Source organism: Mesorhizobium sp. AA23, from assembly GCF_001672435.1.
Lineage (GTDB): Bacteria > Pseudomonadota > Alphaproteobacteria > Rhizobiales > Rhizobiaceae > Mesorhizobium.
In genome coordinates this window covers 43992-58212 of record NZ_LYTP01000013.1, presented here as the reverse complement: position 1 = coordinate 58212, position 14221 = coordinate 43992, and the positions used below count along the sequence as shown (strand labels likewise).

At 65.1% G+C, this 14221-nt stretch carries 13 protein-coding genes and 1 pseudogene; 6 read left to right on the top strand and 8 right to left on the bottom strand.

The genetic code is table 11. The features are described 5' to 3' along the window. The first annotated feature begins 132 nt into the window (after positions 1–132). Positions 133–966, top strand: a complete 834-nt coding sequence (locus tag A9K66_RS15175) for an AraC family transcriptional regulator (protein WP_067324853.1) — start codon at positions 133–135, stop codon at positions 964–966. Between the two features lie 163 nt (positions 967–1129). On the opposite strand, the gene A9K66_RS15170 is transcribed toward A9K66_RS15175, so the two are convergent. From A9K66_RS15170 to A9K66_RS15155, 4 genes are all read right to left on the bottom strand, one after another. After that, the gene (locus tag A9K66_RS15170; RefSeq protein WP_067324852.1) at positions 1130–2065 is read right to left on the bottom strand and encodes a bifunctional helix-turn-helix transcriptional regulator/GNAT family N-acetyltransferase; all 936 of its coding nucleotides are present in this window, start codon (positions 2063–2065) and stop codon (positions 1130–1132) included. Between the two features lie 117 nt (positions 2066–2182). Next, positions 2183–3319, bottom strand: a complete 1137-nt coding sequence (locus tag A9K66_RS15165; protein WP_067324850.1) for an alanine racemase — start codon at positions 3317–3319, stop codon at positions 2183–2185. After that, positions 3316–4596: a D-arabinono-1,4-lactone oxidase gene (locus tag A9K66_RS15160; protein WP_067324906.1), complete on the bottom strand. Its 1281-nt coding sequence runs from the start codon at positions 4594–4596 to the stop codon at positions 3316–3318. The genes A9K66_RS15165 and A9K66_RS15160 overlap by 4 nt, the downstream gene beginning before the upstream one ends. Before the next feature lie 13 nt (positions 4597–4609). After that, positions 4610–5794: an MFS transporter gene (locus A9K66_RS15155; RefSeq protein WP_067324848.1), complete on the bottom strand. Its 1185-nt coding sequence runs from the start codon at positions 5792–5794 to the stop codon at positions 4610–4612. A 111-nt stretch (positions 5795–5905) separates the two neighbouring features. Here A9K66_RS15155 and A9K66_RS15150 point away from each other — a divergent pair, with 111 nt between their 5' ends. After that, entirely contained in the window at positions 5906–6532 is a 627-nt protein-coding gene (locus A9K66_RS15150; RefSeq protein WP_067324846.1) for a TetR/AcrR family transcriptional regulator, read from the top strand. 204 nt (positions 6533–6736) lie between these two features. On the opposite strand, the gene A9K66_RS15145 is transcribed toward A9K66_RS15150, so the two are convergent. Beyond that, on the bottom strand, positions 6737–7636 hold the full coding sequence (locus A9K66_RS15145) for a LysR family transcriptional regulator (protein WP_067324844.1): 900 nt from the start codon (positions 7634–7636) through the stop codon (positions 6737–6739). Between the two features lie 106 nt (positions 7637–7742). Here A9K66_RS15145 and A9K66_RS15140 point away from each other — a divergent pair, with 106 nt between their 5' ends. Further along, entirely contained in the window at positions 7743–8504 is a 762-nt protein-coding gene (locus A9K66_RS15140) for an SDR family oxidoreductase (RefSeq protein WP_067324842.1), read from the top strand. On the opposite strand, the gene A9K66_RS15135 is transcribed toward A9K66_RS15140, so the two are convergent. Beyond that, positions 8501–9352: a hypothetical protein gene (locus tag A9K66_RS15135; RefSeq protein WP_067324840.1), complete on the bottom strand. Its 852-nt coding sequence runs from the start codon at positions 9350–9352 to the stop codon at positions 8501–8503. The two genes, A9K66_RS15140 and A9K66_RS15135, sit on opposite strands and share 4 nt — an antisense overlap. 73 nt (positions 9353–9425) lie before the next feature. Between A9K66_RS15135 and A9K66_RS15130 the strand changes: the two genes are divergently transcribed. The 3 genes from A9K66_RS15130 (at position 9426) to groL (ending at position 12469) form a co-directional block, all read left to right on the top strand. Then, positions 9426–10226 (top strand): methyltransferase domain-containing protein, encoded by an 801-nt coding sequence (locus A9K66_RS15130; protein ID WP_067324838.1) that lies wholly within the window; start codon positions 9426–9428, stop codon positions 10224–10226. A gap of 224 nt (positions 10227–10450) precedes the next feature. Continuing rightward, complete coding sequence (groES, locus tag A9K66_RS15125) at positions 10451–10747, top strand: co-chaperone GroES (RefSeq protein ID WP_010915433.1); 297 nt, start codon at positions 10451–10453, stop codon at positions 10745–10747. A 69-nt stretch (positions 10748–10816) separates the two neighbouring features. Then, entirely contained in the window at positions 10817–12469 is a 1653-nt protein-coding gene (gene groL / locus A9K66_RS15120) for a chaperonin GroEL (protein WP_067324836.1), read from the top strand. Positions 12470–12948: 479 nt separating this feature from the next. On the opposite strand, the gene A9K66_RS15115 is transcribed toward groL, so the two are convergent. Together A9K66_RS15115 and A9K66_RS15110 are read right to left on the bottom strand one after the other, a co-directional pair. After that, positions 12949–13560 carry a LysE family translocator gene (locus tag A9K66_RS15115; protein ID WP_067324904.1) on the bottom strand — a complete coding sequence of 204 codons (612 nt, stop codon included), beginning with the start codon at positions 13558–13560 and terminating at the stop codon, positions 12949–12951. 267 nt (positions 13561–13827) lie between these two features. Then, positions 13828–14145: pseudogene (locus tag A9K66_RS15110) on the bottom strand (YkgJ family cysteine cluster protein); the annotation flags it as partial. Positions 14146–14221: the final 76 nt, after the last annotated feature.

Genomic DNA, 14221 nt, shown 5'->3' with positions numbered 1-14221 from the left:
GCGTGCCGTTAATGCCAAGTCGATTCCACTCGACCCGGCATGCGCGTCGCTATTATTGCTCACTGCGCAATTTCGATCAAACTGCCTGTCGGAGCGCCGACTAGTGTGGCCGCGCCAAATGCGAGGAGCCGTATGAACCCGACCGAGAAAGCGCTGTGGTTTGTCGAAAGCCATCTGCCGGATGCGATTTCGCTCGACGATGTCGCGGCAAGCAGCGGCGTGTCGCGCTTCCATGTGACGCGCGCCTTCGGCGCCGCCACCGGGCGGTCGGTCATGGGCTATATGCGGGCGCGGCGGCTCAGCGAAGCGGCGCGCAAGCTCGCGGGCGGCGCGAGCGATATCCTGGCGGTCGCGCTCGATGCCGGCTACGGCTCGCATGAGGCTTTCACGCGGGCCTTCCGCGACCAGTTCGGCACCACGCCGGAACTGGTGCGCGCTGGAGGCTCGACCCAAAACCTCGACCTCGTGGAGCCCATCCTCATGGACAGTTCGCTTCTCACCGCGCTCGAGCCGCCGCTCTTCGAGACCAGCCGGGCGTTTCTCATCGCCGGGCTCGGCGAGCGCTACAGCTGCGAGACCAGCGCCGGCATCCCAATGCTGTGGCAGCGCTTCGGACCCTATATCGGCAACATTCCCGGCGAGGTGCCCGGCGTCGCCTACGGCGTTTGCACCAATGCCGACGATGCCGGCAATTTCGACTATGTCGCCGGCGTCGAGGTGTCGGAGTTCTCCGATCTGCCGAAGGATTTTTGCCGGGTTCGAGTGCCGGCGCAGAAATACGCCGTGTTTGCGCATCGCGAGCACATCTCGACCATCCGACGCACGGTCAATACCATCTGGAACAGGTGGCTGCCTGCATCCGGGCATGAGATCGCCGACGCCCCGGACTTCGAGCGTTACGGCCCCGAATTCGATCCGCGCAGCGGCAATGGCGGGCTGGAGATCTGGGTGCCGATCAAAGGTTGAGACGCCTTCCTCCTTCTCCCCTTGCGGGAGAAGGTCTCGCCGAAGGCGATGGATGAGGAGTGTTCCAGCGGAGTGAGACGCCGGCGTTCCCTGGAACACCCCTCATCCGTCTCGGCGCTGCGCGCCGATCCACCTTCTCCCACAAGGGGAGAAGGAAAAGGCGCTACAGTTCCAAATTCCACGTCTGGCCGACCAAATCCTTGCCGAAGGAATGGTGGCGCTCTTCCTCGGCCAGCTTGAAGCCCGCCGCCTGGTAGATGCGGCGGGCCGAGCCAAGAATGTCGTTCGTCCACAGCGTCAGCGTCTTGTAGCCCTTGGCGCGCGAGAACGCGATGCACTCGTCTACCAGCCGTCGGCCGATGCCGAGGCCGCGCGCCGACGGCTCGACATAGAGCAGCCTGAGCTTCGCCACCTTGGGCGACTTGCGCATGACGAAAACCGAGCCGACCACCTCGCCTTCGCGCTCGGCGATCCAGCTGCTCTCCCATTGCGGAACGAAGTTCTTGACGAACTCGCCGAGGATCTCGGCAACCAGCGCCTCATAGGTTTCGTCCCAGCCATAGTCCTGCGCGTAGATGAGGCCCTGGCGATGCGTGATCCAGCCGATGTCGCCGACCTGCAGCGGCCGCAGGATATAAGGCACTTTGGGTTGGGGTTTGTCGCCGAGCAGGTCCTGCACCGTGCGCATCGCCTTGACCAGCCGCTCCTGATCGGTCGGCGCCAGGCGATCGAGCAGCGCGCGCACCTGGTCGTGCGAATCCTGGTTGAGTGGCGCGAACGCCTCCCTGCCCGCGGGCGTCAGCGCGATCGAGGACCGCCGCGCGTCGGCCTCCGTGGCGGCGCGCTCGACCAGGCCGCGCTCCTCGAATTTTTTCAGCAGCCGGCTGACATAGCCGGGGTCGAGATCGAGGTCGCGCACCAGGTCGCTGGCGACCAGCCCGTCGCGATGGGCAAGCTCGTAAAGCACGCGCGCCTCGGTCAGCGAGAACGGGCTCTTCAGGAGGCCTTCGTCGAGCAGGCCGATCTGGCGGGTGTAGAAGCGGTTGAAGGCGCGCACGGCATCGATGCGCTTGTTGCCGGGGTGATCGTGGATGGTCATGGGGAGTTCCTCCTGTCGCGGACAGGATCGACCAATTAGTTGACTTAGTCAAATAAATTTAGGCCGACGGGACAGAGGGGGCGCGAAGGATCGCGTCGAAGACAGTTGGGGCGCCCGTTACCCCCTCGGCAGTACCGGCCAGAACTCGACGATGCGCCCACCGGCAAACACCGCGAGCGAGCCGAAATGCTGCAGCACCGCCTCGCTCTGCGTCGGCCGCAGGAAGGCGTAGTCACCGGGCTTCACCTCCGCGCCCGCCGGCAGCCCCATGAATTGCTGGTTGGACGACAGCCCGATCAGGCCGTTCGGCTTCATGCCTTCGGGGAACACCGGTTCGGCCATCCACTTGCCGCCATAGAGATAGCAGGCCTTCTTCGGGAAGAGGCCGAGCGCCTGCAGCGTGCGGGAGATAGCCGCCGGGCCGGGGAGCACCGGATCGAGCGCCTTCAGAATCGGCGTCGCAATGAGAGCGGCCGGCCGGAAGCCGTCGAGGCCGGGCGTATCGAAATCGCTGGGCAGCACGAAGGCCGAGCCGATCGACACTTCGTTGGCCACGCCGCCGCCATGCAGCAGCGCCGTCTTGGAACCGCCGATGTTGAGGATGCGGCGCTGGTCCGCATCGAGGGCCGCGACGAACTCGGCAGCCTTCGCCGCGGCCTTTTTCAGCGCGCCGGCCGCGCCGCCGAACAGCCCGGGAATTTCCGGCGCATGCGCTTCATAGGCCATGATGCCTTCGCAGCGCAGGTCCTTCGGTATGGCCAGCGCCCTGATCTCGGCAGGACCGGAAAAGCCGCCGCGATGCAGGCCGACATCGACCTCGAAGGCGAAGCGGAGTTCGGTGCCGAACGCTGCGGCGAGCGCACCGTATTCGGACAGGCGCTCCGGCGTGTCGATCAGCCAGCAGACGCGCGACCACCCGCCGGCGTCGCCTCTAGCCAGCGCCGCTTTCGCCGCACCTACCGGCATCGGCTTGCCATAGAGGAGATCGCCCGCGGGAAAGGCGTCGAGCACCGCCTGCGTCACCGGCGGATGGAAGGTCATGAAGCGGCCGGTTTCGAGCGACTTGGAGATATGCGAAAGCAGCGGCAGGCAAGGCAGCGACTTGTCGACGAGGCGCACGGCAAGACCCGGCGCCAGCCTCTGCTTCACCAGCGCGATGTTGGCGTCCAGCCGGTCGCGGTCGAGCACCAGGCAGGGCCGAAAGATTTCGGCGGCCTTGAGCGCCTTCGACAGCTCGGCGAAATAGGCGCTCATTGTTGGATGCCGAACAGGCCGGCCATATAGGGCGACACGAAGCGGTTCCCAGGATCGATGTCGCGGCGCACCGCCATTGCGTCATCCCAGCGCGGATAGAGTTTCTTGAAATCCGCCGCCGTCAAGCTGTGCATCTTCCCCCAATGCGGCCGCCCGCCATATTTGCGGAAGATCGGCTCGGCCGCGCGCATGAAGGGCAGCGGATCGTTCGCCGCGTCGTGATGGATGGCGATCGAGCAGGTCAGCCTCCTGTGGAAGGGCGAGAGCCAGAATTCGTCCGGGGCGACCGAACGCACCTCCATCGGGAAATAGACTTCCGGGAAATGCTTTTCGGTCAGCGCGATGATCTCGGCCAGCGCCCGGGGACCGTCCTCGTAAGGCAGGTGGTACTCCATCTCGTTGAATTTGGTGCGACGGTCGCTGGCGTAGACGTTGAGCCAGTCCTGCACATAGTCCTCGGCCGGCACCTTCTTGACCGCACCCTTGATCAGCGCCCGGCGGAGCGCCGGCAGCCGGCGCAGCACGGTGCGCAGCTTGCGCAACGTCGCCAGGCCCTCCTCGTCATCCTCGGTCGGCCGCGACGCCGGCGTTGCGTCGCTGAGATCGCTGGCGATGAACTGCGCATAGCCGGAAAACGGGATGTAATAGAACTCTGCCGAACGGTGTGCGCCCATCATCGTCTCGAAGTCGCGCAGCATTTCGCCGATCGGCAACACCCATTTGCGGCGCCGCAGCCGGTAGGTCGGGATGTTGTTCATCGTCACTTCGGTGAGCACGCCGAAAGCGCCGAGCGCGACGCCGGTGGCATGGATCATATCCTGGTCGCCCGCCCGGCGGTATTCGCGCAGCTTGCCTTGCCCGTCGACGAACTGCACCGTCTCGAGCTGCGTATGATAGGCGCCGAGCGTCGGGCCGGAACCATGCGTCGCGGTGCCCAGCGCGCCGCCGATCGCTTGCTTGTCGATGTCGCCCATATTGGGCAGGCCCTGGCCGATGTCCTGCAGGATGTGCATCAGCGCGCCAAGCCTTGTCCCCGCCCTCAGGCGTGCCCGATTGGCTGCGGCGTCATGCGAAACCAGCCCCTCGATCTTCGCCAGCGAGATGATGGTGCCGTCGGACTGCACCAGCGGCGTGAAGGAATGGCCGGCGCCGGCGACGCGCAGCGGACCGGGCGCGGAACGCACCAGATCGGCCAGTTCGCCGACATCGGCTGGCGTGGCGATCAGCTTCGGCGCGGCGTTCACGAAACCCGACCAGTTGCTCCAGGCGTTTGCCATCGTCACCTCCCGCTCAGGCTGGAACGCGGCGGCGCGCAACCAACACGAAGACGCCGAGCAGCGCCACGCTGGCCAACGCGCTTGCCGCGGCGAATTCCGGCACCGGCCGGAAATTTTGGCCGTCGATCAGCAGCGAGGCGGCCACCGGGCCGATGGCGAGGCCGAAGAGCTGCGCCGCCGGCACAAGCAGTACCGCGTTGCGCGTCTCGTCGGCGGCGATCGCCAGCCGGATCTGGTAGGGCACGATGAAGAGCAGGATGAAGCCCATCACCAGCGCCACCGACCAGAAGACCGAAAGCCCAGGGCCGGAAGCGAGCAGCACCGAGCTGATCGTCGCGATGGCGCCGATGACGGTGATGGCGAAGCGGTAGTCGATGCGCGCTTCGAAGACGGTGGCGGTCATGGCGCCCATGACCTGCGCGGCGAGGCTTGCCGAGACCATCAGGCCGACGGTGCGGCCGTCTATGCCGAACTCGGCGCCGAGCGGCTCCAGAAATGCCCAGACGGCGCCGAAGAACATGAAGTAGCAGAAGATCGACAGCAGCGCCGTGATCGCCGGCAAGGTGAGCACATTGGCAAAATGCTCGTCCTTCGGCAGGTCGGCGTAGTCGTCCGGCACGATCCACGCGACGACGAGCGACAACAGGCAGACAACGCCAAGCGCGACGAAGCCGCCGGCCGCGCCCGCGGCAGGCACCGCATAAAGCGCGAGCAGCAGCGCCAGCGCGCATTGCGCCAAGGTCTGCAGCGTGACGAAATAGCCGCCGATGCGCTCGGCCCGGCGCGAGCGGGCGATCAATTCGGTCGCCACGGCGACCAAGCCACCCTCAGCAAGCCCGGCGAGCGTGCGCGCCCCGATCAGCGCATTGGAACTCATCGCATAGGCGGTCCGGAAATTGGCGAGCGCCAGCAGCACCAAAAGCGCGGCGCTCTTCCAGCGCATGTTGCGCGCCGGGAGGAGCATCGCCACGATCGCCGAGCCGATGGCGATCGCGATCATCTCGGCGGTGGCGACCAGTGCCAGCTCGTCACCGGTGACATGACCTTCGCTGTAGAGCGCGCCGAGCAGCACCGGCTGCAAGCCCAGGATGAGCAGGCCGACCGAGCCGATCCAGAGCGCCGCGGCGAGTTGCAGGCCGGTCGGGTTGCCGACCAGCCAGTCGCCATTTTCCGCATGCGCGGCATCGGTTGCAGTCACGAGGCGCCCTCCCTTGCAGCCCGGTGAAAAAGCTGACAAGTTGTCAGCATTCACGAAACTGATACTTGATCGGTTTCCTGTCAACCGAGAATCAACGACTGCCCGCGCGAGATGAGGCAAACTAGGCAAACGGCGACGGAACCCAGACGCAGGCCCAAGCAGGAGCGCAGCCGCGAGCGCATCGACGCGATCCTCGCTACGACCATGCGGCTGATCGGCGAGAAGGGCATAGACGCGGTCACGATGAAGGAAGTCGGCGCGCTGGCGGGCGGGCCGATCGCCACGGTCTATCATTATTTTCCAAGCAAGTCGGCGATCTTGGCGATGCTCTACGAGCGTTTCTCGGAGGAGAGCCGGGCTCGCTTCGGCGCGATCATCGCCGATATCCGGGGAGTGGATGACGTGACCGCTGCAGCCGATCGGCTGCTCGACGATTACTACGGCCGTGTCGCGGCGGATCCGGCGATCCAGGATCTGCAGAACGCGATCCAGGCCGACAAGGCGCTGCAGCATCTCGACATCGCCGAGACGCGGCATCAGGCGCAGATGTTCTGCGACCGTGTGGCGCCGATGCTGAAGCCTAAACAGCGCGAGGCGTTCGGGCGCGTGGTGTTCCTGATCTTCCAGCTCGCCGGCGGCGTCGTGCGGCTGGCGCTGACGCAGGACGAGGCGGAAGGCCGGCGCACGGTCGAGGATTACCGGTCGATCATCCACGCGCAGTTGCGGCTGTTTTTGTAGGCATGCCTAACGGTGGTCATCCTCGGGCTTGACCCGAGGATCCATGCCGCGACTCCGTCATAGAGCGCAACGGCGGAGAATTCTGCAATCCTTGCAACGCCTTAGCGTCACGGCATGGATCCTAGGGTCTGCGCGCGTCGCTTCGCTCCTTGCTCCGCCCTAGGATGACGACCGCTGGATACGATCCCCTCCGCGATTGCCAACTTACCCCGCATCCAGCTTCGGCCCCAGGATCTCCACCAGCCAATCGACAAACACCCTGACCCGTGGCGACAACTGCCGGCTCGGCGGATAGAGCACCGAGATCGGCGTGGGCGTCGGCGGAAAATCGGGAAGCACTTCGACCAGCCGGCCTGCCTCGAGGTCGTCCGCATATCGGAGCCTTGGCGCCTGGAACAGCCCGAAGCCCAGCCGGACCAGCGCAGCACTCGTGTCCGAATTGGCGACCGTGACCCGCGACGGCAGGACGATCTCGCGAACCATGCCGTCGACGGTGAATTCCAGCGGCATCACCTGCCTCGTGCGCGACGACACGAAGCCGATCATCATGTGCCCAGCCAAGTCGTCCGGCGTGCGCGGCACGCCGTGGCGTTCGAGATAGGCGGGGCTGGCCACGGTGATTTCGCGCGCGATGCCGAGACGCCGCACGATCATGTCGCTGTCGGGAAGCGTGCCGGCCCGGATGACGCAATCGACGCCTTCACGCACGAGGTCGACGAGGCGGTCGCCTTCGCCGATATGCACGGTCAGGCCCGGATATCGGGCGAGCAGCGCCGGCAGTTCCGGCAGCAGGAAGGTGCGCGCCATATGGCCGTTGACGTCGACGCTGAGGCGCCCACGCACCTCATGCGCGCCGAAGCCGCCCTCGGCATCCTCGATGTCGGCGAGGATGCCGATGCAACGCTGGTAATAGGCTTCACCGTCGAGCGTGGTGGTGACGTGGCGCGTGGTGCGACGCAGCAACTGCACGCCCAACCGCTCCTCCAACTGCTTGATCGCGGCGGTGGCGCTGGAGCGCGGCAGGCCGAGATCGGCAGCCGCCGCCGTGAAGCTGCGCCGTTCCACGACGCGGGTGAAGAGCCGCATGCTGTCGAACCTGTCCATCGCTGATTGTTCGCAAATCTTGAATAGAGCTGGCAATCCATGCCAGATTATATCGGTCATTCGCGCGAGTATATGGATCACCATCGCCAAGACGGAGATTTTCACCATGACCACTCGCGCCATTGCCCTCATCACCGGCGGCAGCCGCGGCCTCGGCCGTAACACAGCGCTCAACCTCGCCCGCAAGGGCGTCGACGTCATCCTCACCTACCGCTCGCGCGCCGACGAGGCGAAGGCGGCGATCGCCGAGATCGAGGCCGCAGGCGGCCGCGCCGCCGCGCTCGAGCTCGACGCCGGCGACGTTGCCACCTTCCCGGCTTTCGTCGCGGCATTGAGAAAGACGCTTCAGGGAACCTGGCAGCGCGACCGCTTCGATTATCTCGTCAACAATGCCGGGACCGGCCTGCGCAAGCCGATCGCCGAGACCACGGAAGAGGAATTCGACACGCTGATGAACATCCATCTCAAAGGCGTGTTCTTCCTAACCCAGGCGCTGCTGCCGCTGATCAACGATGGCGGCCGCATCGTCAACGTGTCGAGCGGGCTGGCGCGCTTCTCGGTTCCGGGCTCGGCCGCCTATGCGATGATGAAGGGCGGCATCGAGGTGTTCACGCGCTACCTCGCCAAGGAGCTCAGCCAGCGCCGGATCACCGCCAACACCGTGGCGCCCGGCGCCATCGCCACCGACTTCAACGGCGGCCATGTGCGCGACGACGCCGAGATCAACCGCGTCGTGGCTGGCATGACGGCGCTCGGCCGCGCCGGCGTCGCCGACGATATCGGGCCGATGATCGCCTCGCTGCTGTCGGAGGACAATCGCTGGGTCAACGCCCAGCGCATCGAGGTCTCGGGCGGCATGAATATCTAAGCGTGTTGGCGGATCAACCCTTCGAAGCCGTCGGCAAGATTGGCATTGCCGGCGGCGATGAAGCTCGACAGATTGCGGGCGCGTCCAGGCGTTTTGTTGGCATCGAGCAGCACCGCCCTGCCCTCATGCATGACGAAATCGAACTTTCCGTAGTCGAAGCCGAGCTTGCGCCTTAGCGCGCGAAGCTCGTCCGGCACCGGAACCGCCTCGCGACGGATCGTGTCGTCGCCCTTGACCAGGCTCTGCGGCGAGACATGGCGTGTACAGCGCTCGCGCTCACCGCAGAACAGCCAGAAACGGGCGGCAAAGCCATCCGGCTCAGGCTCGGGAATGAATCTTTCCACAATGAGGTCCTCGCGTCCGAACAGCTCCGCCGGAACGTCGGCGAGCGAGGCATGGATCTCGTATTTGTCGAAAGACTGGACGCCGGGAAACGGCATCGGCTTGCCGGCGCGCCGCGCGCGCCGATTCAGTTGCTGTTCCGGCGTTCCCCGATGGTTGAGGCTGCTCTTGACGATAACCTGCCCCTTCCAGCCGTCGTCCTTGCCGACGACGGCGCCGCTGATGCGGCGCTTGGAAATATCGGCGGCGCCGAGATTGAGGCAGAAGCGAAAGGCGCGGGCATACTCGACATAATCGGGCGACGTTACGGTCGCATCGACATGCAGCACCGCGATATCGGCGGCCGGCTTCGCCGACGTGCCGCTGAGGACCTGCACCGAATGGCCGCGGCGCTTCAGTTCCTCCAGCAGATCGAAGAGCATGTACGGGCTGTCCCGGCGCCATAGCAGCCCGCGCCGGCTTTGGAAGCGGTCGAACTCATGCGTGATGACGGCGATGCGTGCCATTGTTCCCCACTTGGACTATCAAGCGTCGTCCACTATTCGATCGGATACAACGCGCTACCGGGCTGGGGTTTGCATGACCGAGCATTGGAATGCAATTCGCAAACATTGGCAGTTGCTCGGCTCACCCCTGCGGCCGCCGGCGGAGGTTATCGAAACCTACGATCGCGAGCTCGGCCTTGCCCCGTCGGATGTCGTGATGCTCGGCGTGACACCCGAGCTCGCCGGGCTCGGCGCCACGCTGACGGCAGTCGACGAGTCCTCGGACATGATTGCCGGCATCTGGCCGGGGGACACCGATACTCGCAAGGCGGTGCAGGGCGACTGGTTCGATCTGCCGTTCGCCGATGCAAGCGTCGAGGCGCTGATCGGCGACGGATGTCTCTCGGTCATCGGCGCCGCCGGCCTCAGGCGCACCCTATTTGCGACGATCGCGCGCGCGCTCAGGTCCGACGGCCGCGCCGGCATCAGGCTTTACGCCTCTCCCGAAACACCGGACGACCCGAAGGATGTCCGCGCTCTGGCACTAAGCGGCGGCGTCTCGACTTTCCATGAGCTCAAATGGCGCGTGGCCATGACCGCGATCGGCGACGCGCCGGATTACACGATCCCGGTCAAAGCCATCCTCGAACACTTCGACAGGGCGTTTCCCGATCGCGAGGAGCTGTCGGCCCGAACCGGATGGGAACTGCCGGTCATCGGAACCATAGATGTCTACCGGGACTCGTCCGCCGTCTACAGTTTCGCCCCCGCGGCAGCGCTCATCGAGGAAGCCCGGACCTTCTTCGACGATCTCCGGCTGGCCTCTAGCGGCACATACGGTCTGGCCGAACGCTGCCCGTTGCTGGTGTTGCGCTCGCCGAAGCGCCCGGACTAAACGGGCTGGATTGCTCGCCCACGCTTCGCGCAGCGACCGCATTTCCGCCCAGGGCTCCGCCTGAGAAAAATTGCGCTGTTGCCCCTCCCCGCGCGCCTTGACTCTCGCAAGCCACCAGCCTATCTCAGCGCCACGTTAGCACTCGCCCTAAGTGAGTGCTAACTTATATCCGGCCTCGCCGGATGGAGGAACAGTTCTCACCGTTCTCATTCGAGGAAGACAACATGGCAAAGTCCAAGTTCCGCCCGCTTCATGACCGCGTGGTCGTTCGCCGGGTCGAATCCGAATCCAAGACCGCCGGCGGGATCATCATCCCGGATACGGCGAAGGAGAAGCCGCAGGAAGGCGAGATCATCGCCGTTGGCTCCGGCGCTCGCGACGAAAGCGGCAAGCTCGTGCCGCTGGACGTCAAGGCCGGCGACCGCATCCTGTTCGGCAAGTGGTCCGGCACCGAAGTCAAGCTCAATGGCGAGGACCTTCTGATCATGAAGGAATCCGACATCATGGGCATCATCGGCTGATCATCGGCCTCACCGTCAACTGAATCTTGAATCTGCGGGTTCGACCCGAACCCCTGCCAGGAGCTTACAATGGCTGCAAAAGACGTAAAGTTTTCCCGTGATGCCCGCGAGCGCATGCTGCGCGGCGTCAACATCCTCGCCGACGCGGTGAAGGTCACCCTCGGTCCGAAGGGCCGCAACGTCGTCATCGACAAGTCGTTCGGCGCCCCGCGCATCACCAAGGACGGCGTCACCGTCGCCAAGGAGATCGAGCTCGAGGACAAGTTCGAGAACATGGGCGCGCAGATGGTGCGTGAGGTCGCTTCGAAGACCAACGACATCGCCGGCGACGGCACGACCACCGCGACCGTTCTCGCCCAGGCCATCGTCCAGGAAGGCAACAAGGCCGTTGCCGCCGGCATGAACCCGATGGATCTGAAGCGCGGCATCGACCTCGCCGTCACGGAAGTCGTTACCGCTCTCGGCAAGGCTGCCAAGAAGATCAAGACCTCCGAGGAAGTCGCCCAGGTCGGCACGATCTCGGCCAATGGCGACGAGTCGGTCGGCAAGATGATCGCGGAAGCGATGCAGAAGGTCGGCAACGAAGGCGTCATCACCGTCGAGGAAGCCAAGACCGCCGAGACCGAGCTGGAAGTCGTCGAAGGCATGCAGTTCGACCGCGGCTACCTCTCGCCCTACTTCGTCACCAACGCCGACAAGATGGTCGCCGATCTGGAAGACGCCTACATCCTGCTGCACGAGAAGAAGCTCTCCAACCTGCAGGCCATGCTGCCGGTCCTGGAAGCCGTCGTTCAGACCTCGAAGCCGCTGCTCATCATCTCGGAAGACGTCGAAGGCGAGGCTCTGGCCACGCTGGTCGTCAACAAGCTGCGCGGCGGCCTGAAGATCGCCGCCGTCAAGGCTCCGGGCTTCGGCGACCGCCGCAAGGCCATGCTGGAAGACATCGCCATCCTGACCGGTGGCCAGGTCATCTCGGAAGACCTCGGCATCAAGCTCGAGAATGTCGGCCTCAACATGCTCGGCCGCGCCAAGAAGGTGTCGATCTCCAAGGAGAACACCACCATCGTCGACGGCGCCGGCAAGAAGGCCGAGATCCAGGGCCGCGTTGCCCAGATCAAGCAGCAGATCGAGGAGACCACCTCGGACTACGACAAGGAGAAGCTGCAGGAGCGTCTGGCCAAGCTCGCGGGCGGCGTCGCGGTGATCCGCGTCGGCGGCGCGACCGAGGTCGAGGTCAAGGAAAAGAAGGACCGCGTTGACGACGCTCTGAACGCGACCCGCGCGGCCGTTGAAGAAGGCATCGTCCCCGGCGGCGGCGTCGCGCTGCTGCGCGCTTCGCACGCCGTCAAGGCGACCGGCGTCAATGCTGACCAGGCCGCGGGCATCGCCATCGTTCGTCGCGCGCTGCAGGCTCCGGCCCGCCAGATCGCGGCCAACGCCGGTGCCGAGGCTTCGATCGTTGCCGGCAAGATCCTCGAGAACAAGGCTGCGACCTACGGCTTCAACGCCCAGACCGGCGAGTATGGCGACATGATTGGCATGGGCATCGTCGACCCAGTTAAGGTCGTTCGCACCGCTCTCCAGGACGCGGCCTCGGTCGCCGGCCTGCTGGTCACCACCGAAGCCATGATCGCCGAGGCTCCGAAGAAGGAAGCCGCCGGCGGTATGCCGGGCGGTATGCCTGGCGGCGGCATGGGCGGCATGGGCGGCATGGACTTCTAAGAAGTCCATAAAGCACGCCCTTGACTAACATTGCTCAAGCCCGCAAGCGGGCTTGAGTGGCGGCATGACTTCTAAAAAGTCCGGTCCCACAGAGAATATGGAAAGGGCGGCAGACATGTCGCCCTTTTTGTTTGGCATGCGGGCAGCCGGTCCAAAGGCGGGCTTCTATACTGTTGCGAACTGTTGCGATTGGCGAAGGCCCGCGCAACAGCCGATCTCCCCTCTTGAGGGGGAGATGCCCGGCAGGGCAGAGGGGGTCGCCGCGCGTAAGGCTCCGGCGACGACTCCCTTGCAACGGGAGGCGCTGGCGCTCCACGCGCGGCGATCCTCTCTGTCGCCTTCGGCGACATCTCCCCCTCAAGGAGGGAGATCAGCAGCGACAGCGCCAGCGCTCGGCCATCCCTGCGCCAACCTGATTCGCGCCGCGGACGGGCGATAGTCGAGGCGATGGGCTATGTGAAGGGATACACCAGTTCGCTTTATCTATCCGCCAGCGCCAGCTTGGCCCCCATCATGACGAAGGCGCCGGCGAAGGTGCGGCGCATCCAGGTCAGCACCATCGGCCGCGACACGACATGGCTGCGCACCGAAGCCGCGAACACGCCGTAGACGACGAAGACAAGGAAGGTCATCAGCATGAAGACGCCGGACAGTTCCAGCATCCTGGCGAAAGCGTGCGGCTCCGTGGTGCTGACGAATTGCGGCAGGAAGGCGAAGAAGAAGATCGACAGTTTTGGGTTCAAGATGTTGACCAGGATGCCGGAGGTGATCACCTTTCGGGCAGAGCGTGGCGCGGCGTTCTGATCGAGAGCAAGGCCGCCCTTCTCCTTCAGCGTGTTCCAGGCCATGTAGAGCAGATAGGCGACGCCCAGATATTTCAGAGTCTCGAAGGCGACGGCGCTTGTGTGCAGCACCGCCGCAAGGCCGGTGATGGCCGCCGCCATGTGCGGGATGATGCCCAGCGTGCAGCCGAAAGCGGCGATGATCGCGGCGCGAGCGCCGCGCGAGAGGCCGGCGCTCAGCGTGTAGAGAACGCCAGTGCCGGGCGAAGCGACGATAATCAGCGACGTCAACAGGAATTCGATGCTCACGGTTTGCTCCATGGCCTGCACGGCGCGGAAGGTATCGGGAGGTCCGAGCGTGGGCAAGCGGGGAAGAAAGTAATCTCCCCCTTGTGGTCCCCTCGCGAGGAGATGTCGCCGAAGGCGACAGAGGGGGCTCGCCTCGTGTAGAGCGCGGCCTTTTCCGCGACGCGATCACGTTGGCGATTTATGTGAGACGACCCCCTCTGACCGCTTCGCGGCCATCTCCCCCTCGAGGGGGGAGATCACGCTCTCCGCCGCCAGCCCATGGGCGGCCCTTGCCATTAGGCAGTCGTCGCCGCCGGGCATGCAGGCGCGGCAGACATGCGGGCGGGCTTCGTAAATCGCGCAGGCCGTCTGCTTGCCCACCTCGCCGCGAAGCGCGGTGCAGCGGCCGTCCTCGCAGCGCATGCCTGACAGGTCGGTCGCGACCAGCTCATCGGGGATGCGGTCGAGCTCGGCATCCTCTTCGGTCGAAAAGCGCGGCCAGTCCGCCGAATAGGCGCAGCAGGCGCCGCAGCTCTGGCAGTCGAAGGCGGCTGATGCGTCAAGCAGGGTCAGGAAGGGTCGGTCGTGCGGCAAGGCTATCCTCATGCTGCCAGTGCCCTTAGCACGGAGCCGGGAGATGCGCCGCATCCGGCCGAGCAAAAAATTTTTGTTTTGCCGGGAA

What these genes read in the sequence shown, in the direction of transcription:
- groES (WP_010915433.1), top strand. Translation starts at nt 10,451, where the DNA reads ATGGCAAAGTCCAAGTTCCGCCCGCTTCATGACCGCGTGGTCGTTCGC.
- A9K66_RS15135 (WP_067324840.1), bottom strand. Translation starts at nt 9,352, where the DNA reads ATGGCACGCATCGCCGTCATCACGCATGAGTTCGACCGCTTCCAAAGC.
- A9K66_RS15175 (WP_067324853.1), top strand. Translation starts at nt 133, where the DNA reads ATGAACCCGACCGAGAAAGCGCTGTGGTTTGTCGAAAGCCATCTGCCG.
- A9K66_RS15150 (WP_067324846.1), top strand. Translation starts at nt 5,906, where the DNA reads ATGAGGCAAACTAGGCAAACGGCGACGGAACCCAGACGCAGGCCCAAG.
- A9K66_RS15130 (WP_067324838.1), top strand. Translation starts at nt 9,426, where the DNA reads ATGACCGAGCATTGGAATGCAATTCGCAAACATTGGCAGTTGCTCGGC.
- A9K66_RS15160 (WP_067324906.1), bottom strand. Translation starts at nt 4,596, where the DNA reads ATGGCAAACGCCTGGAGCAACTGGTCGGGTTTCGTGAACGCCGCGCCG.
- A9K66_RS15140 (WP_067324842.1), top strand. Translation starts at nt 7,743, where the DNA reads ATGACCACTCGCGCCATTGCCCTCATCACCGGCGGCAGCCGCGGCCTC.
- A9K66_RS15170 (WP_067324852.1), bottom strand. Translation starts at nt 2,065, where the DNA reads ATGACCATCCACGATCACCCCGGCAACAAGCGCATCGATGCCGTGCGC.
- groL (WP_067324836.1), top strand. Translation starts at nt 10,817, where the DNA reads ATGGCTGCAAAAGACGTAAAGTTTTCCCGTGATGCCCGCGAGCGCATG.
- A9K66_RS15145 (WP_067324844.1), bottom strand. Translation starts at nt 7,636, where the DNA reads ATGGACAGGTTCGACAGCATGCGGCTCTTCACCCGCGTCGTGGAACGG.
- A9K66_RS15165 (WP_067324850.1), bottom strand. Translation starts at nt 3,319, where the DNA reads ATGAGCGCCTATTTCGCCGAGCTGTCGAAGGCGCTCAAGGCCGCCGAA.